22 protein-coding genes and 1 riboswitch are annotated in these 26248 nt (G+C 56.6%); of the genes, 9 read left to right on the top strand and 13 right to left on the bottom strand.

Translation table 11 applies throughout. The features are described 5' to 3' along the window. The first annotated feature begins 34 nt into the window (after window positions 1-34). The 3 genes from ACR0BI_RS09435 to ACR0BI_RS09425 all read left to right on the top strand — a co-directional run bounded on the left by ACR0BI_RS09435 (window position 35) and on the right by ACR0BI_RS09425 (window position 2564). Entirely contained in the window at window positions 35-1144 is a 1110-nt protein-coding gene (locus ACR0BI_RS09435) for a hypothetical protein (RefSeq protein WP_480878544.1), read from the top strand. A 154-nt stretch (window positions 1145-1298) separates the two neighbouring features. Continuing rightward, the gene (locus tag ACR0BI_RS09430) at window positions 1299-2243 is read left to right on the top strand and encodes a fatty acid desaturase family protein (protein ID WP_170646827.1); all 945 of its coding nucleotides are present in this window, start codon (window positions 1299-1301) and stop codon (window positions 2241-2243) included. A gap of 3 nt (window positions 2244-2246) precedes the next feature. Further along, window positions 2247-2564: a non-heme iron oxygenase ferredoxin subunit gene (locus ACR0BI_RS09425; protein ID WP_170663377.1), complete on the top strand. Its 318-nt coding sequence runs from the start codon at window positions 2247-2249 to the stop codon at window positions 2562-2564. Window positions 2565-2571: 7 nt separating this feature from the next. Here the strand turns inward: ACR0BI_RS09425 and ACR0BI_RS09420 are convergent, their stop codons facing one another. Genes ACR0BI_RS09420 through ACR0BI_RS09405 form a run of 4 tightly spaced genes read right to left on the bottom strand, consistent with a single transcriptional unit; the run spans window position 2572 to window position 5967 of the window. Next, window positions 2572-3453 (bottom strand): amino acid ABC transporter permease, encoded by an 882-nt coding sequence (locus tag ACR0BI_RS09420; RefSeq protein ID WP_170646825.1) that lies wholly within the window; start codon window positions 3451-3453, stop codon window positions 2572-2574. A 53-nt stretch (window positions 3454-3506) separates the two neighbouring features. After that, window positions 3507-4340, bottom strand: a complete 834-nt coding sequence (locus ACR0BI_RS09415) for a transporter substrate-binding domain-containing protein (RefSeq protein WP_170393843.1) — start codon at window positions 4338-4340, stop codon at window positions 3507-3509. 36 nt (window positions 4341-4376) lie between these two features. Then, the gene (locus ACR0BI_RS09410) at window positions 4377-5219 is read right to left on the bottom strand and encodes an amino acid ABC transporter permease (protein WP_170393841.1); all 843 of its coding nucleotides are present in this window, start codon (window positions 5217-5219) and stop codon (window positions 4377-4379) included. Window position 5220: 1 nt separating this feature from the next. Then, on the bottom strand, window positions 5221-5967 hold the full coding sequence (locus tag ACR0BI_RS09405) for an amino acid ABC transporter ATP-binding protein (RefSeq protein WP_480459463.1): 747 nt from the start codon (window positions 5965-5967) through the stop codon (window positions 5221-5223). A 269-nt stretch (window positions 5968-6236) separates the two neighbouring features. Here ACR0BI_RS09405 and ACR0BI_RS09400 point away from each other — a divergent pair, with 269 nt between their 5' ends. Genes ACR0BI_RS09400 through ACR0BI_RS09390 form a run of 3 tightly spaced genes read left to right on the top strand, consistent with a single transcriptional unit; the run spans window position 6237 to window position 8815 of the window. After that, on the top strand, window positions 6237-6815 hold the full coding sequence (locus ACR0BI_RS09400; protein WP_170393839.1) for a carboxymuconolactone decarboxylase family protein: 579 nt from the start codon (window positions 6237-6239) through the stop codon (window positions 6813-6815). A gap of 11 nt (window positions 6816-6826) precedes the next feature. Next, window positions 6827-7414: a helix-turn-helix transcriptional regulator gene (locus tag ACR0BI_RS09395; RefSeq protein ID WP_170393837.1), complete on the top strand. Its 588-nt coding sequence runs from the start codon at window positions 6827-6829 to the stop codon at window positions 7412-7414. Window positions 7415-7426: 12 nt separating this feature from the next. Next, window positions 7427-8815, top strand: coding sequence for an MATE family efflux transporter (locus tag ACR0BI_RS09390; RefSeq protein ID WP_170732630.1), 1389 nt, complete (start codon window positions 7427-7429; stop codon window positions 8813-8815). Here ACR0BI_RS09390 and ACR0BI_RS09385 read toward each other — a convergent pair. Genes ACR0BI_RS09385 through ACR0BI_RS09370 form a run of 4 tightly spaced genes read right to left on the bottom strand, consistent with a single transcriptional unit; the run spans window position 8790 to window position 15109 of the window. Continuing rightward, a complete protein-coding gene (locus ACR0BI_RS09385; RefSeq protein WP_170625708.1) occupies window positions 8790-10034 on the bottom strand; it encodes an FAD-dependent oxidoreductase in 1245 nt (414 codons plus the stop codon). The genes ACR0BI_RS09390 and ACR0BI_RS09385 overlap by 26 nt on opposite strands. Before the next feature lie 11 nt (window positions 10035-10045). Further along, window positions 10046-11059 carry an Ldh family oxidoreductase gene (locus ACR0BI_RS09380; RefSeq protein ID WP_170625709.1) on the bottom strand — a complete coding sequence of 338 codons (1014 nt, stop codon included), beginning with the start codon at window positions 11057-11059 and terminating at the stop codon, window positions 10046-10048. A 60-nt stretch (window positions 11060-11119) separates the two neighbouring features. Next, entirely contained in the window at window positions 11120-12640 is a 1521-nt protein-coding gene (locus tag ACR0BI_RS09375) for a trimethylamine methyltransferase family protein (RefSeq protein ID WP_480562252.1), read from the bottom strand. Window positions 12641-12655: 15 nt separating this feature from the next. Then, complete coding sequence (locus tag ACR0BI_RS09370; RefSeq protein ID WP_170422564.1) at window positions 12656-15109, bottom strand: GcvT family protein; 2454 nt, start codon at window positions 15107-15109, stop codon at window positions 12656-12658. 255 nt (window positions 15110-15364) lie between these two features. Here ACR0BI_RS09370 and ACR0BI_RS09365 point away from each other — a divergent pair, with 255 nt between their 5' ends. Continuing rightward, the gene (locus ACR0BI_RS09365) at window positions 15365-16258 is read left to right on the top strand and encodes a LysR substrate-binding domain-containing protein (protein WP_170422562.1); all 894 of its coding nucleotides are present in this window, start codon (window positions 15365-15367) and stop codon (window positions 16256-16258) included. A 54-nt stretch (window positions 16259-16312) separates the two neighbouring features. On the opposite strand, the gene ACR0BI_RS09360 is transcribed toward ACR0BI_RS09365, so the two are convergent. The 4 genes from ACR0BI_RS09360 to ACR0BI_RS09345 are packed head-to-tail and all read right to left on the bottom strand — an operon-like array spanning window position 16313 to window position 19432. After that, window positions 16313-17326 carry an iron ABC transporter permease gene (locus tag ACR0BI_RS09360; RefSeq protein ID WP_170509083.1) on the bottom strand — a complete coding sequence of 338 codons (1014 nt, stop codon included), beginning with the start codon at window positions 17324-17326 and terminating at the stop codon, window positions 16313-16315. A gap of 1 nt (window position 17327) precedes the next feature. Continuing rightward, window positions 17328-18275 carry an ABC transporter substrate-binding protein gene (locus ACR0BI_RS09355; RefSeq protein ID WP_480562253.1) on the bottom strand — a complete coding sequence of 316 codons (948 nt, stop codon included), beginning with the start codon at window positions 18273-18275 and terminating at the stop codon, window positions 17328-17330. 18 nt (window positions 18276-18293) lie between these two features. Further along, window positions 18294-19079, bottom strand: a complete 786-nt coding sequence (locus ACR0BI_RS09350; protein WP_480562254.1) for an ABC transporter ATP-binding protein — start codon at window positions 19077-19079, stop codon at window positions 18294-18296. Beyond that, entirely contained in the window at window positions 19076-19432 is a 357-nt protein-coding gene (locus tag ACR0BI_RS09345) for a DUF1636 family protein (protein WP_480562255.1), read from the bottom strand. Before ACR0BI_RS09345 ends, ACR0BI_RS09350 begins: the two co-directional genes overlap by 4 nt. A 102-nt stretch (window positions 19433-19534) precedes the next feature. Further along, a riboswitch (cobalamin riboswitch) is annotated at window positions 19535-19742 on the bottom strand. A gap of 258 nt (window positions 19743-20000) precedes the next feature. Between ACR0BI_RS09345 and ACR0BI_RS09340 the strand changes: the two genes are divergently transcribed. Both ACR0BI_RS09340 and ACR0BI_RS09335 read left to right on the top strand, forming a co-directional pair. Next, on the top strand, window positions 20001-21068 hold the full coding sequence (locus ACR0BI_RS09340) for a catalase family protein (RefSeq protein WP_170562132.1): 1068 nt from the start codon (window positions 20001-20003) through the stop codon (window positions 21066-21068). An 18-nt stretch (window positions 21069-21086) separates the two neighbouring features. Continuing rightward, entirely contained in the window at window positions 21087-22748 is a 1662-nt protein-coding gene (locus ACR0BI_RS09335; RefSeq protein ID WP_170663357.1) for a peroxidase family protein, read from the top strand. Here the strand turns inward: ACR0BI_RS09335 and ACR0BI_RS09330 are convergent. Further along, a complete protein-coding gene (locus ACR0BI_RS09330; protein WP_480562256.1) occupies window positions 22745-25747 on the bottom strand; it encodes an ATP-binding protein in 3003 nt (1000 codons plus the stop codon). The two genes, ACR0BI_RS09335 and ACR0BI_RS09330, sit on opposite strands and share 4 nt — an antisense overlap. Window positions 25748-26248: the final 501 nt, after the last annotated feature.

Here is a 26248-nt window from a genome sequence, read left to right as displayed (position 1 = left end):
TGGATTGCCGGCGGCCTTAGGCCGTAAGTTGATAATGTCAAGTAATCAGGAGATGTCGATGTCCGACATGACGCCAGAGCGGGGCGCTTACAATCTGCTGGTCAATTGCGCCCGCGCGGCGGCGGGTGAAAGGCTGCTGATTGCCTATGAACCTGCAGAGTTTGGATATTTCGACGCCGACAGCGTGAATGTTGTCAGTCAGGCGGCCTGTCAACTTGGGCTGGGGGTCGACACGATTGATGTGGGCTTCAATCCGGACAATCCGCAATTATCGCCCGATCTGCTTGCCCGGTTCGAAGCGGCAGACATCATTCTATTTCTGGCCCGTCTTGGGGATCAGTTGCGGTTCTCGGACATGCCGCAGGGTAAGAAAGTCATCGTTAGCTTCGCTTTAACCAAAGAAATGCTGGGATCTGGTTTCTCCAACGGCCACCACGATGCGTTCATGGAGCTTAAGGCCGATATCAACGCGGTCTTGGACGCGGCCAGCGAGGTGCGGATCACTTGCCCTTTGGGCACTGATGTAAGCGGTCGGCCAGTGATGAACCTGCAACCCTCGGGCGACACCTCGATCCTGCGTTTTCCGATGTCAGTCTTTACCCCGGTTCCTGCCCACAGTTTCTCGGGCCGTGTCGCGATCAGTTTTCTGACGGGAACGGGGTCGAAGTATTACGATGACTACACCATCGAATTCGACCGCCCTGTCTTTGCGATGATGGAGAATGGGCGGCTGCAGCGTTTTGACGGCGATCCCGCCAACGCCGCACGGGCCGAGGCGCATTATGACCGGGTAGCCAATCAGTTGGGAATTGATCGCAATTTCGTGCACTCTTGGCATGCAGGTATTCATCCGGGCTGTGGCTACCCCTGGGATATGCGCGAAAACTATGAACGCTGGGGCGGCTCCGCTTTCGGAAATCCACGCATCCTGCATTTCCACACCTGCGGGGCGTACGCGCCCGGAGAAATCAGCTGGAACGTTATTGATCCTTCCATCGAAATCGATGGCGTAACTTATTGGGACCACGGTACATTCCATGCCGAACGGCTACCTAGCGGTCAATCAATCCTGGATCGGCACCCTTGCGCGGCCGCCCTGTTCGCCCATCCCGATCCGGATATCGGTCTACGTGCAATTGGCTGATCAATAGCGGCTTGATCGAATCACGAGCTGTGGAAATACTCTTAGATAATAGGGTCTGTTCGAGTTGGCCCTATGGTGCGGAGCACTCCCGTCTCCGGTGCCGGAATATGCGCAGAGGGCAAGACCCCCGCTCCGGCAAAATCATGGAAATCACATGTCAAAAGCTATCGTCACGCCGCTGACTCAGGCTCTGGCCGAAGGAAAACTGACACGCGAAGAGCTTAAAGGATTCATGCAACGCTCGAACGGGCCCGGATTGCGCCATTTGGCGCTTTGGTTTCTGGTTCTGGCCTGCACGACAACGCTGATCACTCTAGCCTGGAACAGCTGGCTGATCTGGCCCGCGATGTTCCTGCAAGGCACCGTTCTGGTGCACCATTTCTCACTGCAACATGAATGTGTGCACTATACTGTGTTTCGCACCCGTTGGCTGAATGATCTGGTTGGCCAGATTTGCGGGCTGATCATTATCCTGCCGCATCGGTTCTTTCGGTATGAGCATTGCGATCACCATACCTATACCCAACTGACTGGCGAAGACCCCGAACTGATCCCGCTACCCAAAACGCTTGGCGAGTATCTTCTGTATCTGTCCGCCTTGCCCTACTGGCGCGCCAAGTTTACCGAGCTGTTTCGCCATGCATTTGGCAAACTCAGTGCGGCAGAACTGCGCTTTATTCCCAAGGAAGAACACCAATCGGTCTATTGGGACGCGCGTCGTATGCTTGCCATCTACGCGGTTGTCTTTGTTGCTATGGCGATCACCGGGTGGTGGGGCCTGATCTGGTACTGGATCATACCATTGTTTCTGGGCGAGCCCGTGATGCGATTTGTGCGCATGACCGAACATGTTGGGCGGCCAACCGTGGCTCAGATGTCAGAGAATACACGCACCAATCTGGTGTCAAAACCGATGTCCTTTCTGTGCTGGAATATGAACTATCATGCTGAACATCATTATGTCGCCTCGGTCCCATTCCACGCCCTGCCCCGGCTGCATGAGAAGCTGAAGGATCATATCTTTGTCGAAAAGGGCGGATATCTTGCCGCGCATCGCGACATTCTGCGCCAGATCATGCAGCGCAAAGCGAGGACCTGAGCGATGCAGGCAGACAAACCATGGCGCGATCTGATCGAGGCATCTAAACTGGAAAAAAACTGGGTCACGCGGGTCTCAGTCGGGCGACGATTGATTGCGGTATATGACACACCCAGCGGTGTCTACGCCTCACTGGCATTGTGCAATCACGGTGGTGCAGATCTCTGCGATGGTTATTTTGACGGCCATGTCATCGAATGCCCCTTGCATCAGGGCGCGTTCGACGTTCGGGATGGCAAGCCTGTTTCTGCACCTGCGACCCGAGCCATGCGCGTATTCGAAACGCGCATAATAGACGGGATGGTTCAGGTCCGTATGTGACCAGAACCTAGCGCTTATCTGATCGTTTTTCGAGCCGCGCGAAAATACGGCTGAGACCGAAACAGACAACGAAGTAGAATGCCGCCGTTGTGATCCATGCCTCGAAGATCATTCGAGACGAGGCGACTAGTTCGACGGTCTTGTAGGTCAGTTCCTGAACCGAGATCAGCGACAGGATTGAGCTGTCCTTGATCAATGAGATGAACTGGTTCGCTAACGGTGGCACAACCTTTTTCATCGCCTGCGGGAGAACGACATAGCGCAATTCCTGTATGCGGCTCATACCGATCGAGCGTGCAGCTTCGCGCTGACCTTTCGGGATCGACTGGATACCTGCTCGGACAATTTCGCCGACAAATGCGCTTTCAAACAGCGCCAGAACGATGACACCTGAGACAAGCGACGGAAAGCGCCGCATCTCACCAAAGAAAAATGTCCAGATCTGGTTGTCTTCCTGCCGCGCAATTCCACGCGCCCAGCGTTCAAGGTTCAGTGCGTCGATCAGTTGCTGCGATAGGAAGAAAAAGAAAATAAAGACAACAACAACCGGTGGCACATTACGCAGAAATTCAAGATAAGTGCGTGCCAGCATGCGTATGGTCAGGTTCGCGGAACAGCGCGCGATCCCCAGAATTGTACCCAGAATGAGCGCCAAAATGCCGGAATAGATGCTGATACGAACCGTCGCCACCAAGCCTTGCAGCAATAGATTGGCAAAATACTCTTCTCGCCCAGTATGCCAGCCGACGATGTAGCTGGGGATCAATTCCCACCGCCACTTATAGTTCAGCGTGCCTTCGATCGACAGCCAGATATATCCGAAGAAGGCGATCAATACCGCCACGATCAGATAATCTGGCCATCTGAGTTTTCTAAGAAATTCAGGCACCTGGGCGCTCCGCTTCAGGCCCGAGGGCGGCTGACCCGCCCCCGGCTAATTGGTTATTGGGCAACCTGGTCTGCCCACTCTTCAGTTGCGAACCAATAGTTGTGACGCTCTTCCAACCAACCCGACCGCCAGTTCTGAGCGATCCAATTGTTGAAAAAATTCATGGCGTCCGGATCGCCCTTGCGTACTCCGAACGCTTCGCCACGCGGATCATAGAGGTTATCGAACGGAACGGTCAGAGTTTCCGGATGACGACCGGCCTCGCGGTTCGGCGTAGGTTGAGCCGCCATCGAAGCATGCGCGTTTCCGTTTAGCACTTCTTGCGTTGATGCACCGTCTTCATCAAACAACAGCAGCGTCGCGTTGGGGAAGTTTTCCGCAATCACTGTAGCTGGTGTCGCACCGCGACGAGCGGCAAAGGTGACCTCAGGTTTATTGAAATCTTCCAAAGACATACCATCGGTCAACTGTTTGTTAGCCATAATAGCCAGGCCCGAATACGCGTAGGGATCGGTGAAGTTGATCGTCAAGTTTCGCTGCGCAGTCACCGACATGCCCGAGATGATCACGTCGAAATTGCCGGATACGAGCGCCGGGATGATGCCATCCCAGGCGGTCGGTACAAACTCGACCTCTACACCCATGTCCTCGGCCAGCTTGCGACCGACATCCAGTTCGAACCCGATCAGATCACCATTCTTGTCGCGCATCGACCACGGCACGAACAGCGAAAGACCAATCCGGATTACCCCATCCTGTTTGATCGTTTCAATCACACTTTCGCGGGACAGTTCCTGAGTCGCACTTTGCGCCCAGCCTGAGGTCGCCATGCCTGTTGCCACGACCGCGCCCAGGGCCGCCCCGAGCATTCTGCGAGATAGCTTCATCTTGGTTCTCCTTGTTGTCCGGTTAAGTTCTTGTGGTTATTGGTCGACGGCATATTTCTTCTCCAGATAGCTAACGCCAATCGACAGAATCAGGGTCACCACCAGATAGACCAGCGCGATGGTGAACCAGATTTCAAAACTCATGTACGTGTCGGATATAATGTTGCGCCCGAAGGTGGTGAGTTCGGCCACGGCAATGACGCTGACAATAGCCGAGGATTTGATCAGGTGGACGACCTCGCCCGTCATGGGCGGTAGCATAAAGCGAACAGATTGCGGCAGAATTATATATCTGTAGGTCTGATAGGGGGTCATACCGATAGACTTGGCCGCCTCCCACTGACCAGATGGGATGGCGTTGATCCCCGCCCGTAGGATTTCTGAAATCAAGGCTGAATGAAACACCGCCAAAGTCAGGATGCTGGCGGTATATCGATCAAATCCAAAGATAGGACCCAGGACATAATAGAACAGGTAAAGCAGAACCAGCAGCGGTATATTGCGGATCAGTTCAAGGTAGGCAACCGCGACAGCAGTGCCAACTACCAAGCCGGACAAGCGCAGTAACGCCACTAGCAACCCGATAGCTGTGGCCAGCAGAAACGAGGTAACTGACAGCTTGATCGTGGCAACCAGTCCGATGGGGATTTCGCCCCACTCGAACCCAATCTCGGTGTTGCGGTACAGGAATTGGGGCACGCGATACCACTGCCAGTTATAGCCCATACCCTGCGCGCCAACATATGACCCGTAGGCGATCAACCCGACAATAACCGCATAGATCACGACGGACACTAACACCGAACCAAAGAACCGCTTGTATAGTGGTGGCTTCGGCAGCGCTTGCCCGCGTCCCTGTGATATGCCCAGATCGGTCACGTTAGTGTTCCAATATCTGGTTCAGGAATAGACGGCAGCGCTCGCTTGACGGGTTGGTGAAGAACTGATCGGGCGGCGAGATTTCAACGATCTGCCCCGACTCCATAAAGACCATCGTGTCGGCGACCTTGCGCGCAAACCCCATCTCATGCGTGACAACCACCATGGTCATGCCCGTATCGGCCAGTTCAACCATCACATCCAGCACCTCATTGATCATTTCGGGATCAAGCGCGGATGTCGGTTCATCAAACAGCATGATCCGTGTTTCCATGCATAAGGACCGCGCGATCGCGACGCGCTGTTGCTGCCCCCCCGACAATTGCGCCGGGTACTTGTCGGCCTGCTCGGGGATGTGAACGCGATCAAGATAGTTGCGCGCAGTTTCCTCGGCCTGCGCCTTGGATAGCTTGCGCACCTTCATCGGTCCGATCATCAGGTTTTCAAGCACAGTCAGGTGCGGAAACAGGTTGAACTGCTGGAAGACCATGCCGACTTCCTGTCGCAGTTCACGGATTTCCTTGGCACCCTCATAGACTTCGATCCCATCGATCACGAGACGCCCGGAATTATGCCACTCTAACCCGTTGAAACAGCGGATCAGCGTGGATTTTCCCGATCCGGACGGGCCGCAGATTACCACCTTCTCGCCCTGATGAACGGTCAGATCGATGTTCTTGAGCGCATGGAAAGTCCCATAGAACTTATCCAGATTGGTCACTTCGATCATGGGGGAGAGCTGTGTCATGCCGAACCTGTCACGATGCGGATCAGCTGGCGTCGCTGATCTATGACGCTGTGGTGGTGCGATCGCAACATGAGGTCATGCACGCATGGGCACGAGGTCATTCGAGGGGATTCAGTCAGTCTGGAGAGATCTGGCAAAGCTTCAGAATCCTCAAATTCGTTGCGCGCTGTTCAATATGGTTGCTTAATGTGCAATATTCGTCAATAAAAAACTCAGCCGAACGGCACACGCCGCGAAAATAGAAACAGAAAACACGAGAGGAAACGTGAATGTCCGCCTGGATTCGGATGATATCTGACGAAGATGCCGACGAGCACCTGAGAGCGACTCTGGATCTGGCGCGCACACCACACGGGACCGTGGACAACGTGATGCGCGTGCATTCACTGCGTCCCAACACCATGAAAGGTCACGTCATTCTGTATCGCGCGTGCCTGCATGATGAAGCCAATTCCATACCCATGTGGTTTCAGGAAGTCATCAGCTCTTACGTATCGACGTTGAACACCTGCCCCTATTCTTATGCCAACCATTGGGCAAACGCCCGACATCTGATCGGTGACGACGCACGCGCCGACGCAATCGAGGCCGCGTTAAAGGCCCATCGTCCGCAGGACGCATTTGAAGGTGCGCAGTTGGCCGCGCTGATCTATGCGCAAAAGCTGACCCTGTCGCCGGGTGCAATGGAGGAATCCGAAGTTCGCGCATTGAAAGATGCCGGCTGGGAAGACGGAGAGATTCTCGAGATCAACCAGATCGTCGGATATTTCAATTATGCCAACCGATTGCTGAATGGTCTGGGTGTCACAACGGAAGGGGACGTGGTGGGCTACTACGCCGAGGATTGACGGATTGAATCATGCACGATGACACGCCGGGAAGACAGATTGATCGCGCTATTGGTGCCTCGCTCAGGGAGCTGCGCCAAAGCCGCAAGCAATCCGCCCGTCGGTTGGCAGAACAGTCTGGTATCTCGGCTGCAATGGTCAGCCGTATCGAAAACGGGTTGGTCTCTCCGTCAATCGATACGCTGGCTGCACTTGCCGAGGCGTTGGAAGTACCAATCGTATCGCTGTTTCGCGAAGCGCGGACAGATCACACCGACTATACGCTGGTTCGCCATGGCGAAGGGCTAAAGTCTACGCGACTGGCGGGCGGCCATTCGCACGAATACGTCAACCTTGCGCTGCATTCCCGGAAGGACCTGCGCTTTCAGGCCCGTCGTGTCACGTTGTTGCGCGACGAGGGGCAGCCGCCCACTTATGTCGGCCATGGCGTCGTGTTTGTGCAGGTTCTCGAAGGGCAGGCCATCTATCGCTACGGCGAGGCCCGATTTACTCTTTCAGCAGGAGACAGCATCAGCGTCGATGCAGAGCTGAATCACGGCTTCGAAGAGGTACTGACCCCCGAGTTCGTCTTCCTGACCGTTCAGGCCGAACGTCCGTAGTGGCCAGTTGATATGGCCATCCCAACTGAAATTGATCTGACGCGCGGGCCAATCTCGACCCATTTCCGAACCCTGGCGATCCCGGGCGCAATCGGGATGTTGTTCAACACTCTCTACAACGTTGTCGACATGTTCTTCGCCGGCCTTCTCTCGACCAGCGCGCAGGCTGGATTGGCACTAGGGTTTCAGGCCTTTTTCATTGCCATTTCGGTCGGGGTCGGGTTGGGTGCCGCGATGAGCGCGCTGGTCGGCAACGCATTAGGCGCTGGAGACACTCGAGCAGCGCGGCGGTTTGCGGCACAGGGAATGATCTATGGCTTCATTGCAGCCTGTGTTCTGGCGGCGGCTGGTCTCTGGTACGGCCCTGCGCTGATAACTCTGGTTTCGGAACCGGGACCTTATCGCGATGCAGGTTTACGTTATTTCCACTGGCTCCTATTGGCCTTGCCCGGATTTCTACTGGCCTTCGGTTGCAATGGCATTCTCCAGGCACATGGTGACGCGGTATCGATGCAACGCGCCCTCATGGTGGCGTTTTTTGCCAATATCGGTCTGAACCCCCTCTTGATCTACGGCATTCCGGGCATGATCCCGGGCATCGGATTTGATGGCCTCGCTGTATCGACGGTGATCAGCCAGACCGGTGTGATGGTGTTTCTGATCCGTCAGGTCCTCAGACGCCGCAGGATGAGGCGCATGCGCCCCCGAAACTTCATTCCGCGCCTACAGAAGTTCAAGGAGATCTCGGTTCAGGTACTTCCCACAGCGACATCTTTCTTCGTGATGCTGCTGTCAGGTTTCGTCATGCAGTTCGCCCTGAAAATCTTTGGAGAGCACGCAATCGCTGGCTTTGGCATTGCCATTCGGCTTGAGCAGATTTTGCTTTTGCCGGTGCTGGGGGTCACGGGGGCACTGCTGCCCATCGCGTCCCAGAATTTCGGTGCCCGCGACTATGAAAGGGTACGCGAGGCACTGTTTTATTGCTGGAAAGTCGGGTTCATCATGACCGCCATCGCAGCCCCCATATTGTGGATATTTGGCCGCCTTATGATGGGCTTTTTCACCGACGATCCCGAAGTGATCCGCGTCGGACTTAGCTATCTACGTGTCGATAGTCTGATCCTCCCGATCTACATGATGCTGTTTTCCATCAACTCGCTATTGCAAGCCTTGAAGCGACCGATCTGGACCGTGTGGATCAGCCTATATCGTCAGGGATTTGGCGTCGCCTTTTTTGTCTGGATTTTCGTCGGCCTGCTCGGCTTTAACGAAATTGGTGTCTGGTTCGGCACCGCAGGTGCCGTGGTGACTGGCTGGATGATCGCGTTGCTGATGACGTCCCATGTGGCTCAAAAAGAGCTGGGCGGGCTTTGGCTCAGGACGAGAACCGATCTGGACTGAAGGCTTCTATATCGATGTCCGGTGATCTGCCAGCAATTACATCTGCGATTATACGCGCCGTCGTCGCGCCTAGTGTCAGGCCAAGCTGTCCGTGACCCGTCGCAAAGGCGACGTTAGCCAGTCGCCTGCTGCGGCCAATGATCGGACGTGTGTCCGGTGTAAACGGGCGGCGACCCATCCGGCGTTCCGCATTATCGGTCTTCAAACCCGGTAATACGCGGAATGCACGCCTGACCAGCACATCGGCTCGGTTCCAATTCGGCTGCGCGTTCAGGTCGGCAAATTCTGCGGTACCGGCCACTGCCAGCGCCTGCTGATACGGTGTAATGCCAAACCCGCCTTTGGCATAAAACACCGTATGGCGGAGCTCGACCCCGCTATCTTTCAACGCAGTCGAATATCCGATCACCCCTTCCATCCTCAGTTGAACGCCCAGCGTCTTGGCCAAGATTCTAGACGGCGTTCCCGCAGCGATGACGAAATCATCTGCGCTGATCGATCGCCCATCGCTCAGCTTCACGCTTTTCACATGTTGTCCGTCCTGCGTAAAACCGATTGCTCTTCCTGCGACGACTGCCCCGCCGCGGCTGCTAAAACTCTGCGTCAGCGTTTCAACCAATACCTTAGGGTCCGTCACAAAACTCCAGTCTCTAAGCAAAGCTGCATGTTTGAAATCAGATGCTATTGCAGGATCGATTTCATGCGCTTCCTGACCTGTAACTTGATCAATCGTGCAGCCCAACTCACGCGCCAACTCAAAAGCTGGGCGCATGGTCGCAAGGTCATTGTCGTCGTCAAACAACTTGATTACCGGCCGTTCGACCAAAACCTCAGGATGGCCTACATCTAAAAGCTGAGCCTTGAAATCCGCTGTTGCAGCAAACGTAAGTCTTGCCAGATCGGAGGCGATTGCGCGCATTTTCGAGCGACGCGCATTGGCCGTAAACCGTGCAAACCACGGCAGCAATTTCACCGCTGAGGCCGGGCGCAGTGTCAACGGGGCCTCGGCATCCAGCAACCAGCCCGGCACTTTCATCAGCATCCCCGGCTGCGACAACGGCACGATCTCACCGACTGCGATACACCCGCAGGAAGCCCAACTCGCGCCCTCACCAACCGGACCCGGTTCTACGACGGTGACCTCGTGGCCCTGCGACTGCAATGTCAGCGCACAGGATATTCCGACGATGCCGCCGCCAATTACAACCACCCGTGCCATTACTGGGACCCCTACAGAAGTTCGCGAAGTTGTTTCATCAAGTCCGCCGTGACGCGAACACCATCCGCTTCGGCCGCAGCACGGTTCTTCAAGCGGCCATCTCCGGGAACGCGAGCATCCCCGTTACCTTCAATCTCAGCGCAGATGCGTTGGACATAGCCTTCAAATGCGGCATTCCCGAAACGCGCCGGATCAATCGCGATCAACGTTGAGCCGCCCTTGATATTCAAGGCACCGTGCGCTTCGCGGTTGGCATTGTCCACGGACAATGTTCCACCGGCCAGTGCCGCGCCAAGAACTTCGATCAGGAAGGCGATCGCCGCGCCTTTGTGCTCGCCAAACGGCAACAGACTGCGGGTCTCCAAAATCGCGTTGGGATCGCTGGTTGGCTGACCGTTCGGGTCAAGCCCCGCAGGGCGCGGCAATTCGTGCCCTTCAGCCGCGGCCATCCGGATGTCCATCAGCGCAACCATTGACGAGGCCTGATCCCAAACAACCGGCGCACGACCCGGTCGCGGGCAAGCAAAGGACATCGGATTGGTGCCAAAAACAGGGCGGGTGCCGCCTTGCGGCACCACCATCGAGAGCGAGTTCACAACACCTAGCGCGACCAGCCCAGCGTCCGCCAGCGGACCTGTATCGAAACGTAGTGCCCCCAGATGGTGGCAATTGGCACAAGTAAACGCGGCAATACCATTCGCCCGCGCCATTTCAATAAGCTCGTCTCGCGCTTTGGCGGCCACGATCTGGTAATAGCCATTGTCACCATCTCCGCGCAGAACCCCCGGTGCGATCCGTTCGACACTCGGGTCGGCCTCGGGGTTGGCATATCCCGAAGAAAAGCTCTGCGCATAAACAGGTAACATCCTTAACCCATGGCTACGCGGGCCGTCGCGCTCGCTCATCCGCACAAGCCCGGCCAGAACCGTGCTGCCATGTTCATCCATGCCTGCAGCCACAAGGACAGATTTTGCCAATTCCTCTACTTCGTCGAGTGAGAGAGCGATCGTCGAGTTATCGGCCATGTGCCTAATCCTGTCGTTGGTTGAGGAAACGGGCACATAAGTGCCCGCTTGCAGATCTGTTTAGGCGCTGTATTCCACCCGCTTCTTAGCGACGAACTCATCCAACGCCCCGCGCTGATCGTCCGGCATTGGTGGCTGGACGTAGGTGTTCAGCATACGCTGCGCCTCTTCCGTGCCAACGGTTTCTGCGGTTTTAGCACCTTCTGCTTCCCACCGTTCAAAACTGTCATTGTTTTGCAAGTGGTTCATATGCATTGGGTTTTCGCGCGTGTGGTCAGTACCAAGGAAGTGCCCACCCGGTCCGATTTTGTCAATGTCGCCCAGCAACGTGTCCAGATTTTCCTCTTGCAGGCCGCTGAAGAAACGGTGGAAGTTTTCCAACTGCAACGCGTCCTGCACCCATTTTGAGTAGCTGACCCCAAGCGCGCCTTCAAGGAAGCCTGCTGAGTGTACGATGTAGTTTGCGCCACCCAGCAGCACCGGCCACATGGTGTTTGCGGTGTCGAACGCAGCCTGCATATCCGGGGATTTCGATCCGGTCCACATGGTACAGGTCCGCCATGGCACACCATAAAACCGAGCCATCTGACCCACCAGAAGGTTCATCAGCCCGGGTTCCGGAGAGCCCATCATCGGTGCACCTGTCTTCATCGAAACGCCCATGATTGCCACCCCCAGCACCATCGGGGCTCCGCGCCGGATGATCTGGCTGTAGGCCATACCGGCCAGAGATTCTGCAATCAGCAGCGCGACACCACCCTGCGGGCTTGCAGGTGTGCTCGCCCCGGCAAGAACAAAGGGCGACAGCAGGCAGGGCTGGTTGGCGGCGGCATAGACGCGTAGGCTCTGCAACATGGTCTCATCCCAGACCAACGGTGTGTTGCAGTTCAGCAGGGCTGCCATCACCACATTGTTGTCAACAAACTCCTCACCAAACACGATGCGAGTCATCTCTACCGAGTCCAACGCTGCCTGTTCGGATAGAACTGAACCCTTGATCGGTTTGTCGGTCAGCGTCAGCGCGGCATGAACCAGCTCCAAGTGGCGTTGCGGCACGGGGACATCCTGCGGCTCAACCGGCAAAATACCCGGCACCATCATCGACTGACTCATCTGACTGAGTTTGAAGAAGTTATGCGCATCCTCCAGCATCGAAGGGCGGCGCACACCATCCAGACCATAGACAAACGGCGCACCATACGCATTGGCAAAGACCGAATGCCGATTGCCCACCCGCAGCGAGCGTTCCGGGTTGCGCGCGGCATAGCCCCATTCCGAGGGAACGGCCGAGATCAGGTCCATCAGCATCTCGCGTCCGATGCGCACCCGCTCACCCTGCACATCCGCACCGTACTTCTTCCAATCCGCTAATGCCACCGGATCGCGGAACTCAATCCCTGTGGTTTCAAGTATAGTCATGGCCGCGTTGTGGATTTTCTCAACGCCTTCGGGACCAAGCAGATCAATCGGGCCAACTTTGCGGTTCAGCGTCGACAAGTAGACTGGGGGCGGGTTGGTGCGAGCCTTGACCCGCGCGGCACGTCCACCGCCACGGCCCGAGCGTGCTTTGACTTCTGCCATCTCAAATCCTCCGGATCAGGCGCGCGCGCGGGCGCTGGTGGGATCAACGGCGCAGGTATCGATCACTTCGGCCTCGCGCATTTCATTGTGGATGAGCACCTGCATTTTGGTGCCGGGTGCCGTCATCTCGTGTGGAACCAGCGCCATCGCAATGTCGTGGTTGCAGTAATACGAGAACCCGCCCGAAGTGACGCGTCCGATCAGCTTGCCATCGGCATAGACGCCTTCGTCAAACATCACCGAGGTGTCGCAGAACGGCAGCTTCAGTGTGACCAGTGTGTTGTATCCACCCTGCTCCTGCTGCTGTTGCAACGCGGCTTTGCCGATGAAATCACGTTCGGCCACCTGCCCGCCGATCTTCTCGGTCATTGCAACGAAACGGCCCAAATCGGCCTCATATGGGGTCAGGTCCTTGCAGATTTCGCGGTTGATTGCGCGATAGGATTTCTCAAGCCGCATCGACTCCAACGCTTCAAGCCCGAAAGGTTTCACACCCGATTTCAGCAGCAAATCAACGAGGTGGCGATTGTACCCGACCGGGTGGTGCAGTTCCCATCCCAACTCACCGGTGTAGGAGACGCGCAACAAGTGCACACCTTTGGCATAGCCCACCTCGCCCATCTGTGCCGACAGCCATGGGAATGCTTCGTTCGACAAATCATTATCGGTCAATGGTTGCAGGATGTCCCGTGCCTTGGGCCCGGCCAGTGCGATCACGCCCAGCTGTTCTGAGATATCCTCGATCACCACCGAGCCATCACCTGGCAGCACGCGCTGTAACTGATCCCAATTGTAGGCTCGCCAGTTCGGCGTCGATATCAGGTAGAAATCGTCGTCGGCATAGCGCACGATTGTGTACTCCGCATCCATGCCGCCCTTGTCGTTCAACATCAGCGACAAGGTCATGCGGCCCACCTTGGGCAGCTTGTTGGCCATCAGGCTATCCAGCCATTTGGCGGCACCCGGCCCGCGCACTGTGAACTTGGTCATCGGCGACATTTCGATGAAGCCAGCCTCTTCACGGGTGGTGCGCACCTCTTCCTGAACACGCTCCATATGGTTGGTGCGGCGGAAACTGTGTTCGGGGATCGCCTCTTCGGGCGATTTGGCAAACCAGCGAGGAAATTCGTAGCCGTTAAAGCTGGTCCAAACCGCGCCCTGAGCAGTCAAAAGATCATATGACCCCATGGTCTTCATCGGGCGCGCATCCGGGAAATCCTCACCCGGAACATGCGCATCCATATGGGTGCCCCATGTCTCGCGCACCTTATCCATGGTCCAACGTTTTGAGGCGTAGTCCGAGAATCGACGCGGGTCGAGCTCCGACATATCCATGCCCGGATCGCCATCGACGATCCATTTGGCCAAACGGTTTCCAACGGTGCCGCCCCAGAGGATGCCACCAGGCATGCCTTCGGCCAGCCAAAGGTTCTCATGCCCCGGTGCGGGTCCGGCCAGAGGCAGCTCGTCCGGGGTCATCTGGAACGGGCCACGGGTGTTGGCCTTGATCCCAACCTCACCCAAGGTCGGCACACGTTCGATGGCGCGTTCCCATTGGGTTTCCACGGCATCAAAATCCTCGGGCAACAGATCGGCTCCGAACTCGGGCGGGACACGATCCTCGGCAAACAGTTTGAGGTCTTTGGTGAATTCATACGGCCCGAACTGGATCCCGCCCACATCTTCGCGCAGATAAGCGCCGTAGTCCTCATCCCGCAGGATTGGGAATTCGGGCAAGCCTTGCGCCCGGCGCTCTTTCAACAGCGGCACCGTCTCGGTCGTCCAATACTGGTGAACGATCGGGATACATGGCAGGTCCAGCCCCACGCGGCGCGCATTTTCGCGGGCGTAGTTTCCGGTGGCAAAGATCAGATGCTCGCAGGTGATCTCACCCTGATTGGTGGTCACTTTCCAGTGGCCATTGTCCAGCTTCTCATAAGCCTGCGCTTCGGTGTTCTGGTATACCTTGGCGCCGGCATCCCGCGCAAGCTTGGCCAATGCCATGGTAATGTCGGCGGGATTCACATAGCCGTCTTCCGTGTGCAGAATACCACCCCGAATATCTGGACTTTGGTTCAGCAAGGGATGAATCTCGGCAATCTCCTCCGGCGTCAGCAGTTGGCAGGGCACGCCCGCAGCTTCGGCAATCGAGATATAGGACTGGAACTCATCCCAGCGCTTTTCGGTATTGGCGACCCGCAGCTGTCCTACCTTACGCAGTCCGACCGAACTGCCCATCTTCTCTTCCACCTCGGTGTAGATGCGGATGGTTTCCATCGTCATCTTCGACACGTTGTGCGACCGCACAAAGGTCACTAGCAAACCAGCCGCATGCCACGTCGAACCCGAGGTCAGTGTGGTGCGTTCCAGCATAACGGCATCAGAGCATCCATGTTCGGTCAGCCCATATAGAATTGACGCCCCGACGCATCCGCCACCGACAACCACGACTTTTGCATGTGACTGCATACTGCAACTCCTTCAAATTGTGCACGACCAACCGGGGATCGAATTGCATGAGGAAAGATCGATATGATGTCCAAGGGGCTTGAGGACCCTTGGCACATCCCTTGATCATGTCTCAAACGGTTGTGGCGAATTTTCACATTGAACTGCTGGCGGGCAATTGCAAAAAGATTCACTCTGCATAAGATGAACTAAGCCAAATCGCTGCTGATTGCGTTCTTATTATCGGGTTTTCAACTTGTCACAGGTCAAAACATCTTGCCCAACCGCCCATATGATCTTCCGCCCCTAAGCTCTCTGATCAGCTTTGAAACCGCAGCGCGGCATGTGAGTTTCAAAACTGCTGCTGAAGAGCTGAATGTTACGCCCGCAGCGATCAGCCATCAGGTCAAAGCGCTTGAGAACGAGCTGCAATGCGCGCTGTTTCTGCGCCATCATCGCGGCGTCGAACTTACCGAAAGCGGAGCCTATTTGCTGGTCGCCCTTCAACGTGGCCTTGAAGGGATCAGCGAGGCCCTTGGGCAGTTGCGCCGACAGTATGACCACAAAGGCGTGACGATCCGTTCCTCTACGGCGGTCAGCTCGCTTTGGCTTACACCACGGCTTGCCCAGTTTTGGAAAACGCATGGCCATGTTTCTGTGACACAAGTTGTGACCGATCTCGGGGTCGATACCTCAAAATGTGATCTAAGCATTCACTACGGTGATACACGCCGGGATTCAGGGATTATCAAGACCTTGTTTCACGACAACATCATGGCCTTATGCAGCCCTCGGTTTGCGAAACAGAACCCAATCGAGCATGTCGGCGAGATCGCCAAAGTGCCGCTCATCCATCTTGATGCACCAGATACCGGTTGGACCGATTGGCGGGCCTGGACCCGTAAACTGGGCTATGAAGGCCCGCTGAATTCCGCGCATCGGGTCAACAATTACACGATTGCGCTTCAGGCCGCTCAGGACGATATGGGCGCAGTGCTGGGATGGGAGGGACTGACCTCGGAGCTGACCGCATCCGGAAAACTGGTCAGACTGTTGCCGCAAACCATCTCATCGCAACTGGATTTCTACGTGAAACTACACAACACCTCATCCGACCGCGCCAAGCTTGTGTTCAAGTGGCTCGGCCAAGCGGCTGACGGAAAGGTTTAAACTCGGCTCAGACCTGATCAGGACGAAATATCTTGGGAGCGAAGATCGAGGGCCTTACCGTTGATTTCTCGCAGTCCTGAATAAAAGCAAGAACACAAACACCGATCCGATTGAAGTTGTGACGATCCCCACCGGCAATTCCTGCGGAGCCAGCAGAAGCCTGCTGAGAATGTCAGAGCCGGTCAACAAGGCAGCACCAACCATAGCGGCGGTAGGTAGAAGGTTTTTGTGCAGGGGACCTGCGATCCCGCGCGCAATATGCGGCACCATCAGACCGACAAAACCAATCACTCCGGCTACGGAAACAAACACGGCCGTTGCCAAGGCTGCGGTGAAAAACATGCTGAACCGCAGACCCCGAACCGGCACACCCAGAGTAGCGGCAGTCAAATCCCCGGTCAGCAGCGCATCCAACCAGCGGCTGCGATAAAGCGAATAGCTCAGGATCAGCAGCAGACCGATGCACACCAGCGGGAACGTCTCCCAACGGGCCAGGCCCAGCCCCCCCAGCATCCAGAAGATGACAGAATGGGCGGCGCGGCTATCACCGGCGAAGATCAGATAGTTGGTGATGGCCGAAAACAAAAACGACACAGCCAGACCCGCAAGGATCAGCTTCTCCGGTGCGCTGGTGCGAAGCCCATGAACCAGCGCCAGCACGATGCCCGACGCCACAAGACCGCCGCAAAAGGCAGCCAGAGGCAGAGTCCAGAAACCCAGAATATCTCCGGTCACGGTAATTACAAACACCGCCCCCGCTGCCGCGCCCGAGGACAGGCCGAACAGAAATGGATCGGCAAGGTCATTACGTGTGGTCGTTTGCAGCACCACGCCAACGATGCCCAGCCCGGCACCGATCACGGCTGCAAACAACGCGCGGGGCAGTCGCAGGTCGAATACGATCCTATGCAGCGGCGACATCTCTCCGTCCTGCAACCCGGTACCGCGCAATATCGCGGTGAAGGTGTCGGATAAAGGAATCGAGGTTGTACCGTAGATCGTGGAGATCAGCAAAAGGGCGGTCAGAACGACCGCCCCCAGCAACAACGTCAGGCCCAGTCGGCCCATATTAGCTCTGACCCGGATGCATCGCGCGCGCCATCTTCGAGATCGCTTCGATATTTGCCGGTCCCGGCGTCAGCTCCTCGTAGCGCAATCCGATCCAGCGCTCGTTCTTGACGGCGTCAGTCTGCGACATGACGGGATGTTCCTGCAGGAACTTGAAGGTGTCCTCGGCACCATTGCCGGTCTGATAATCCAACAAAACCAGGAATTCCGGGTTCGATGCGGCAACGGCCTCCCACGAAGTGCGGCCCCAGCTCGTGTCCATGTCATGAGTGACGTTTTCACCACCGGCGGCAGTGATCATCGCATCGGGAATCGCGAATTTACCGGCGGTAAACGGAGCATCTGCAGGACCATCCAGAAGAAAGACGCGGGGCTTGGGCAGTTCAGCAGTCTTGGCTTCGATCGCTGCCAGCTGCTCTTTCCAGCCCGAGACCAGAGCTTCGGCCTTGTCTTCGACTTGCATCACCTTGCCCAAGCGCAACACATCGCCAAACAGAAGATCCATGCTGGCTTCGGGGCGATCCTTGTCCAGATGGATACAGCTTTCGGTTAGAACCAAGGTCTTGATTCCGAACGGTTCCAATGTATCTGGGGTCACATCACCACCCGGCTTCATGCCATAGTACCAACCGGCAAAGAACAGGTCGGGTTCAACCGCCACCAGGTTTTCGACGGTCGGATATTTCGGCGCAAGCTCGGGGATGTCGCCGCGCAGGGCATCAAAATCAGGGCTGGTCTTGTACCAGCCGGTGATGCCGGTCAGGCCGACGATCTTGTCCTGCAGACCCAATGCAAAGGCCATATCGGTCATGTTCATGTCATGCACAACCAGGCGCTTGGGCGCGGTATCAAAAACCAGCGGTTCGCCGCAGTTGTCTACGGTGACTTCTTGCGCAGCAGCACCGCTTGCCATGGCGGTGGCCAACGCCACGGGCCAGATGTATTTCATCTCAGTGTGTTCCTTCGACTAAGTTGAGACTGTGGTTCTTCGAATATCAAGCGCCGGGATCACGCGGCCTTCGTGGAGAAAGCAGAGGAAATCAACGCCAAAAGTTTCGCGGACTCTTTCGGGTGTCAGCACCTTGTCCACCGACCCAAACTCGATCATGAGGGTCGATTTCATCAGCGCCACGTGTGTGGCGAATTCGGGGATCATGACCAGATCGTGTACGATCATGACCACGGTGATCCCAAGCTCGGCGACCAAAGACAGCATCCGCCCTTTTGCATCAGGATCCAGATGGTTGGTCGGTTCGTCCAGAAACAGCAACGAAGGGTTCTGCGCCAAAGCACGTGCGATATGGGCACGCTGACGTTCGCCTCCAGACAGTTGGGCCATGCGCTTGTCCGCGAGATTGGCGAGACCGGTCAGGTCTAAAATCCGGTCCAGCTCTTGCGCGTGGCCTTCGGCAGAGCGGTCCGCACGGATGGGTATTTGCCCCAGCGCAACATAATCGCGTAACGCCAAGCGTCCATCGGGCAGTTCCTGCTGACCTACCACTGCAATCATGCGCGCACGCTCTTTGGCCGTGAGCTTTTTCAGACTGCGTCCTTTGATCCGAACATCACCAAGTGCCAGCGGCTCAGCGCCGCACAACAGATTGAGAAGCGTCGTTTTCCCCGCCCCGTTCGGGCCGGCGATGGCTAGAATGGAACCCTCGTACAACTCGAACGAGACGCCCTGCAACAGGACATCTCCGTTAAGGGCATAATACTCAAGGTTTTCGGCAATCAGAAAGGGTGGCAACGTCATTGCGATGCCCCGTGTTCGATCCGCGGCATGCGCGAGAGGGTTTTATTGAACAACGCCTGCGGGCGATCAGTGGCATTTGTCCAGCCATCCGGGCTTTCACGATACTGCGCTGCAAACTCAGCCAGCGCCTGCACCTCTTCCGCGGTCTGAATGCCACCAAAAAGGTATTGCGCCTTTCCTACGGCCTGGAACCCAACCGTTCTGGGACTATCGCAGCCTGCCATGCAAGACGACGCGCGGATCGCAAAACTGCGAGGTAATTTCCCAGTCAACGCATCGCAAATTTCATCAAGGGGCAGCCCTTCAGTGCAGCTTTCGCAGACTAGAATGAAATGATCAGGCTTATCTGGCATGGTCCACTCCACTTGTTTCCAAGCGCATGCGGAAGCTGCCGACAATGTAAACACGCGATTGACGCGCCATCAAAGCCTCCTTCCAGGACGCCCCGCCCCGGGTTGGTTAAACATCTGATGGCAGGTCTCCTGACTTGCGGGTCCGCGCTCGGCCAACCTTCCCGACCCTGTGGACCAGTGGCTGTTTGGCCTTGCTCACCGCTTACAGTTGCGGGGGCAGTTACGGAATTGGCACCTTTTGGCAAACCTCACCGTATTCCCTTTTCATCCCGCGGCAATACCACCGGGAACCATCAATCGATTGAGTGCCCGAGAACACCGGACACGTCAATGATAAAGTCGAAGGCACCCAACTCTGGTCGAGGATCGAGCGCGGGCAACCACGTGTCCGTAGCACCAACCGAATGGGTTGGGCTGCGCGCCGAATTTGTCTGGCCACGGCTGTCCATAGTTGGTGTGTTTGGAAATTAGACAATCTGAGGTAAGCTGAACAAATTTAGAGGTTTAGCTTTGTCAGCGCCTTACCCCTGTTTGATCATTGCCTGGGTTTATCCAAGGAGACGGTTCTTTGACGCATGTTTCGCAAAACGCATTGCCGCCGGATATTGTTGATGATGTCATTGACCACAATCTCGAGGCCGTTGCACGGTGGAAAGGCCATCGCTTAAGGGCTCAGCATGGGCGCAGTCACGGGTGCGTGGCTGCAACATTCACTGTCAGAAACGATCTACCAGAACAGTTCCGTCACGGCCTGTTTGAACAGCCCGCTGCCTATTCAGCCGCACTTCGCTTTTCCAACGGCGCGCATCTGGATGACCGGAAATCGGATGCCCACGGGATGGCGATCAAGCTTTTTGACGTGCCAGGCCCCAAGCTGATCGACGCCGAGGCACTTGCGCATCTGGGGACCACACAACTCAGCGACGAGTTCGATTTCGTATTGGTCGATCAGGATGTGTTTCCCAGCTACGTCCCCGATGAATATGAGCGATTGGGCAGGCTTGTCGCCACATTACAAGCGGTCCAGCACGCGATCAAAGGGCGACGAAAATGGAGCCTTAGGTTGATCACCAAAGGGCTGCGCGCAGGATTTCGCGCCTTCCTCACTCGTGAAGGCAAGCGTCAGTTTCGCGTCGCGAGTGATTTTGCCTCGAACTATATGCACTCGCCTTTTGAGGTCCATTTCTGGTCGACAACACCGTATCGGCTGGGCCCCGATCTAACGGTCAGATACTTGGCCCGCAGCGCGAAACCAAAAATTCCGGCACATCCGGTAGACGACCCAGATGGGATCGGGCAGTGTTTGCGGCAAGACGTGGCCGATGGAGATAATCACTTCGAGCTGTGTGTGATTGAGCCCCCGCGCCCGGCCGACGAATTCGATGTGCTCGACAATCGCATCCGGTGGGCATGCGATCCGCAACCAGATGCACCTCTTGATCCGTACCATCATACCGTCACGCCCGTGGCGGATATCACGATTCCCAAAGGTGCAGAATTTGATCCGCAGAATGGAGACGCGATGAGCTTCTCGCCCTGGCGTGTCACGGCAGATCACGAACCTTTAGGACCGATTAATGCGATCCGGCTCAGAACCTATCTGAGCTTGGCCCGCGCCCGGTTCCCGAATCGATGACCAAACGGAGATGTATTGATGCTGGACGTTGATGATCTGATCAAACTCGGATTCAAGATCTCCCCACCCGTTACGAGCTATTTAGCCGCGATCAGGCTTGCAAACGCCGCGAAGATCCACCGACCGCGGCCCTATACGATGGGCGCAGACTACACGACATGGCCCGGCGTGTTTTCCCATCGCTGGATCGGTCGGCATACAACGCCAGAAGACCTCTCACCCGTCCTGCCGTCGGAAAGCGAAGTTGCTGATCTCTTTCGCCGACGGACACAAATGGATGGCAGCCCGCTTACCTTGATGTGCCCGCAAGGATCGACACTTTTGTTTATCTCGGCCGCACAATGGTTTACCGACAGTTTCCTGCGCACCTTTGGGGCGAAAGGACCGGTTGATCAGACGGATTCGAACCACGAGGTCGATCTGTGCCAAATCTACGGGCTGAACGATTTTCAGACCGACATGCTGCGCGAACGCGATCCCGATACCAATGAATTAACCCACCGGTTGGCCTTTCGTCTGGATACACAAGGCGAGATGTGGGCCCCGAAGCTGTTTCAAAAGAACCAATCCGGTGGTGTTAAGCTTGCGCCCCCCTTTGATGGCAGTATTGCCACTGGCGAGAATTGCGGAAAGCCCCTGCACGATCCATGCAAGCTGTGGAATGCGGTGAAACGGGCGCATCCGGGTCTCAGCGATCACGCGATTGACCAGCTACTGCTCGATTTTCATGCAACCGGGCTCGATAATGGCAATGGTACCATAGGCTATATCGCGATCAATACACTGATGTTGCGCGCCCATAACACCTTTGCCGATCTGTTGTGGCGCGAAAAGCGCGGCATTTCGGGCTGGGATAAAGAGCGTGTGTTCCAGACTACACGCTGCACCTTGATCGCATTGCTGATCAAGCTTGTGCTTGAGGATTACATCGCCCACATCGCCAATATGCCATTCAAACTGCCCATTGGCGTAAATCGCTGGCAACCCTGGCATCACTCCAACCAGATCGCGATTGAGTTCAATTTGCTCTACCGCTGGCATTCGATGATCCCCGAACGGTTCATAATCGACGGCGCACAGGTTGGCCCAGAAGGCTTCAGGTTCAATCCACGACTGGTCGAACAAACGGGCTTGGCGGAAATGATCCGATCATTGTCGCGCCAACCTGCAGCCCGCATGTCGCTGCGCAACACGCCCGATTTCCTGTTCCAAAGGCCTGCGCCCGGTGCTCCTGCCCCTGTCGAAGCTACAATTGCCCTGACGCGTAAGGCGCGTCTTCCGTCGCTGAACACTTATCGTCATCATTTCTGCCGCAAACCGCATTCAAGCTTTACTGAGATGGTTGGTGATCAGCCGTTTGCGGACGAATTGATTGCCGACCTGAGCCGGCTTTATTGCGACGTCAATAGGGTCGAGTTGTTCCCTGGTCTCTTTGCGGAACAGCACAAGGGCGATGTGATCATGGGCGATCTGATGACATCGATGGTGGCGTATGACGCAATCACGCAGCTTATGAACAACCCGATGGTGTCCAAAAACTTGTACTCGGCTGAGACTTTTTCAGAGAAAGGTTTTCAGTTGCTGAAGAAAACTTCGTCATTCTCGCAGGTGGCGCGTTTTGTTGGCTTGGACCTGCAACCCGAAGACTGCACTTTAGGTCGACGTCCCGGCGGGACCTAAGACGCGACCGCGCGCTCTTCCAGCTCAGTAATCCGCGCGGCAACTTCCGTATCGGCTGGCCGGATGCAGGCAAGATCACTCAGCGCGCGCAATTCATACAGCGCCGCGCCCTGATCATTCGCCACGGCTATAGCTTCACGCAAAGCCGCCTCAGCCGCGTCGAACGGAGCACCTTGTTCCAGTAGAAGGGCTGCCTTGATCCGGTGGATTTCAGCCTCATAGTTCCGCTCGTCAGTGTTTTCTGCACATGTCAGGCCAGCCTCCACCGCATCCAACCCTTTCTGAATCTCACCCAGAGCAAGATAGCCCCGTGCGAGCTCGGTGTTGACGAGCACGCCAGCCGCCTCGGCACCCGTTGCGTGCATCCTTCCCCAAGCGGCCTGCAGCATGGCCACGCCCTCTGTGGCCTCGCCGGTTCTGATGGCAGCCCCGGCAAGATGGGCCGTCGCAACAGCTTGGTAATAAGGGCCGCCCTTGTCCTGAACAGCCGCGCTCAGCGCCTCGGCCATGCGCGCATAATCCGGGTGATCCATTTGCATGTGGATTTCGGTCAACCAGTGCATTGCATTTGCGATGATCAAGGGCTGGCCTGACGCCATCGCGGCGTCAACTGCCCGCTTGGCTTTGGCGAGTGCCACCTCAGTTTTGCCCTGAAAGCTGTCGACCAGCGCGCTCATACTCTCGATTTGTATCACGGCTGCAATATCGGGGCTGTTTCCAGCTTCGGCGCAATGCGCATCCGCATGAGACGCCGCTTGTTCCAGAGCTGCTGCCGCATCCTGAAACCGACCGCGCGGGGATAGCGCGGCCCCACAGATGTAGTTTCCGACCATTCGGGTGTGGTGATCGTCATACGCATCGATGATCGCTTGCCCCCATTGCTCGGCGTTCTGGTAATCACCTTTGACCATTGCAGCGGTAAACAGACCCCTGCCCGCGCGCACAAGAGTACGCCTGTCGCCCAGCTTTTCAGCCAGTTCAAAACTGCGCCCAAAGGCATCGATTGCGGGCTTGGCACCATAACCGACATGCACGCGTTCGGCAGCGGCCAGAAGGAATTGCAAGTTCAATTCAGCTTTATCGCGTTGGTCTACGGGCAACTCGTCCAACAGCCGCAATCCGTTTCGGGCATGCTGAGCCCCTTCGCGATTTGCGTGGCGCCTCAGGTTCAGCCGCGCGGCCTCCGACCAGGCGGCCACCGCCTTCGTTGTTTCACCGGCCAGTTCCCAGTGCCGCGCTATTTGTTCAGGCTGTCGGGCGGCTTCCGGTTGGGCGGCAAGGGCTTCCGCCGTGCGTCGATGCAAATGAATGCGACGGTCCCGCACAAGGCTTTGATATGCCGCCTCACGCACCAATTCATGGCGGAACCGCCAGATCATTTCGGCGTCGTCATTCGCGCCGGGCAGATGTTGCAATATACCCGTGGCGGCGAGCCCAAAGATAGCGTCTTCGGACTCGTCTTCAGTCAGTTCACTGATCTGAGCCAGCAAAGGTGCCCCAAAGGCACCACCAATAACAGCGGCTTCGATCGCGGCGCGTCGGAGTTCTCCGACCTCGTCAACCTGTTGCGCCAGGAGGTCATGCAAGGTGGCGGGAATGTTGTCCACGATACGTTCAGGCGACGCAGCGATGGCGGCAGAGCATTCCTTGATGAAAAGGGGCACACCATTGCCCCGCGCCAAAATCTGCGCCGTGGTGCGGTCATCAAGTCGCGCACCCGAGGCCGCCTTGGCCAGTTCTGACGATGTCGCATCATCGAGCGGTGGAAGCGACAATTGCTCAAGAGACGGTATGCTCTCTTTGATCGCTGATGGCGCCGGCATCCGCGAAACCATCAACATCAGTACGGGAAGTGATGTCAGATGCTCGGCCACGTCGCGCAGCACTGAAAGGGTCGATGGGTCAACCCATTGCATATCCTCAACCACGACAAGCACCGGTCCCTCTCGGCTGAGTTTTTGGTAGACGCGGATGAATATGTCACTCAGTTGCGCGCGCAGTTCGTCCTCACTGGTCGTCCCGCTGTCGCCGGGGCCCGGGGCAAGAATGAAATACAGCGTGCGAAGTTGCGCGTCGTCCAGAATATCGCTCAGATGTTCTGACAACCGGTCGCGACGCGCGGCAATATCGTCGTGATTGTGGATGCCGCACCACCGTTCGACCTGTGATACGAAGGGAAAGAACGGTGTGCTGACATGGAACGGGCTGCAGTGATAGGTCACCCATGCCTGCGGCCCGACCGACGAACGCAGATCACGGATCAGGTGCGATTTGCCAATCCCTGCCTCACCCAATATGTGAATCACCCGCCCTCTTCCGGCTTCCACGTCTTTCCACGCGCGGCGGAGTTGTCCGCGTTCGGCTTTGCGGCCAAGCAACGGGGTGCGGTTATGGCGGCGGGCCTGATCCTTGCCTTCACCGGTCAATCGATAAACTGGAACAGGCCGGTCGAACCCCGCGAGGCTCTGAACGCCTTGCGGCTCGAACTCCATTTGCTCGGCCCCAAGCGCTCGTGTTGCCGCAGAAACCATTGTTCCACCGGGGGTCGCCAACGACTGAAGACGTGCCGCAAGATTTAGCGTCGATCCAAAAATCGCGTCGGGCTGAATATTGGTCCCAAGCGCGATGTCCCCGACAAGAACTACGCCGGATGCGATCCCAATCCGGCACCTGAGATCGAGCGGACCCGCCATTGCGGGCAGATCAGTGTGGATGCGCAGCGCCGCGCGTAGAGCGCGCTCGGCATTATTTTCAGACGCAGCAGGCCAACCAAAGGCGACGAGGATACCGTCGCCCACGATCTGCAGCACCCTGCCCCCGAACTCATCGGCAATTTGTTCGACCAGTTTATGATAACGTAATGTCGTAGACAGCAAATCTTCGGGCTCAAGCATTTGAGCCAATACCGTGGACTCGACAAGATCCACCATCATGACAGTCAGATGGCGGTGCTCCATCGCGCCAAGATCAGTTTCCGGGCCGGTGGGGTGCAGCACCATCAGCGCGCTCCGCGACCGGCGCTCATGCGGCGTGGAGATGCAGGGCCAACGCCTTTCCCGGAACCCAAAAACGAGAACATGCCCCCCATCGCGAAGCCTTAAAATAATTAACAGATTGCACGCGCCGCCGCTCGACACCACGAAAACTGATTGTGAGACTATATGAAGCTTCGCATTCTGGCTATGCCCAACGCCTGCTGAAGCGAAGAAGTGCCTGATATTACATGTAGGATTGAGAATGCGCGCCAGCGGTCGAACGAATGCCATCGTAGGAAATCCGATCTGGCAACGAATCTTGATCGTAACACGCCGTTCTTCGCCGAGACCAGATAGCCAGTTCAACGCAAGCCACGAACAGCACTTGAACAATTCACCACAACAAGCATATTCGGTCGCCAAGAAACAGTCTGATGATTTTGCCCTATCGCCCGCAACACCTCAGAAGTGCCGAGTTGTTGTCGAAAGCAAGCCGGCAATGCCTAGGCGGTTGTAATTATCGAG

The organism is Ruegeria sp. E5 (assembly GCF_056534105.1).
Note: the sequence above shows the minus strand (reverse complement) of the source record. Positions and strands in the feature narration are given on the sequence as shown.

Coding starts and splice junctions, on each gene's coding strand:
- ACR0BI_RS09355 (WP_480562253.1), bottom strand. CDS start 18,275: ATGAAATACATCTGGCCCGTGGCGTTGGCCACCGCCATGGCAAGCGGT.
- ACR0BI_RS09400 (WP_170393839.1), top strand. CDS start 6,237: ATGTCCGCCTGGATTCGGATGATATCTGACGAAGATGCCGACGAGCAC.
- ACR0BI_RS09435 (WP_480878544.1), top strand. CDS start 35: ATGTCAAGTAATCAGGAGATGTCGATGTCCGACATGACGCCAGAGCGG.
- ACR0BI_RS09425 (WP_170663377.1), top strand. CDS start 2,247: ATGCAGGCAGACAAACCATGGCGCGATCTGATCGAGGCATCTAAACTG.
- ACR0BI_RS09370 (WP_170422564.1), bottom strand. CDS start 15,109: ATGCAGTCACATGCAAAAGTCGTGGTTGTCGGTGGCGGATGCGTCGGG.
- ACR0BI_RS09375 (WP_480562252.1), bottom strand. CDS start 12,640: ATGGCAGAAGTCAAAGCACGCTCGGGCCGTGGCGGTGGACGTGCCGCG.
- ACR0BI_RS09360 (WP_170509083.1), bottom strand. CDS start 17,326: ATGGGCCGACTGGGCCTGACGTTGTTGCTGGGGGCGGTCGTTCTGACC.
- ACR0BI_RS09330 (WP_480562256.1), bottom strand. CDS start 25,747: ATGGTGCTGCACCCCACCGGCCCGGAAACTGATCTTGGCGCGATGGAG.
- ACR0BI_RS09390 (WP_170732630.1), top strand. CDS start 7,427: ATGGCCATCCCAACTGAAATTGATCTGACGCGCGGGCCAATCTCGACC.
- ACR0BI_RS09380 (WP_170625709.1), bottom strand. CDS start 11,059: ATGGCCGATAACTCGACGATCGCTCTCTCACTCGACGAAGTAGAGGAA.
- ACR0BI_RS09430 (WP_170646827.1), top strand. CDS start 1,299: ATGTCAAAAGCTATCGTCACGCCGCTGACTCAGGCTCTGGCCGAAGGA.
- ACR0BI_RS09385 (WP_170625708.1), bottom strand. CDS start 10,034: ATGGCACGGGTGGTTGTAATTGGCGGCGGCATCGTCGGAATATCCTGT.
- ACR0BI_RS09350 (WP_480562254.1), bottom strand. CDS start 19,079: ATGACGTTGCCACCCTTTCTGATTGCCGAAAACCTTGAGTATTATGCC.
- ACR0BI_RS09335 (WP_170663357.1), top strand. CDS start 21,087: ATGCTGGACGTTGATGATCTGATCAAACTCGGATTCAAGATCTCCCCA.
- ACR0BI_RS09395 (WP_170393837.1), top strand. CDS start 6,827: ATGCACGATGACACGCCGGGAAGACAGATTGATCGCGCTATTGGTGCC.
- ACR0BI_RS09345 (WP_480562255.1), bottom strand. CDS start 19,432: ATGCCAGATAAGCCTGATCATTTCATTCTAGTCTGCGAAAGCTGCACT.
- ACR0BI_RS09415 (WP_170393843.1), bottom strand. CDS start 4,340: ATGAAGCTATCTCGCAGAATGCTCGGGGCGGCCCTGGGCGCGGTCGTG.
- ACR0BI_RS09405 (WP_480459463.1), bottom strand. CDS start 5,967: ATGACACAGCTCTCCCCCATGATCGAAGTGACCAATCTGGATAAGTTC.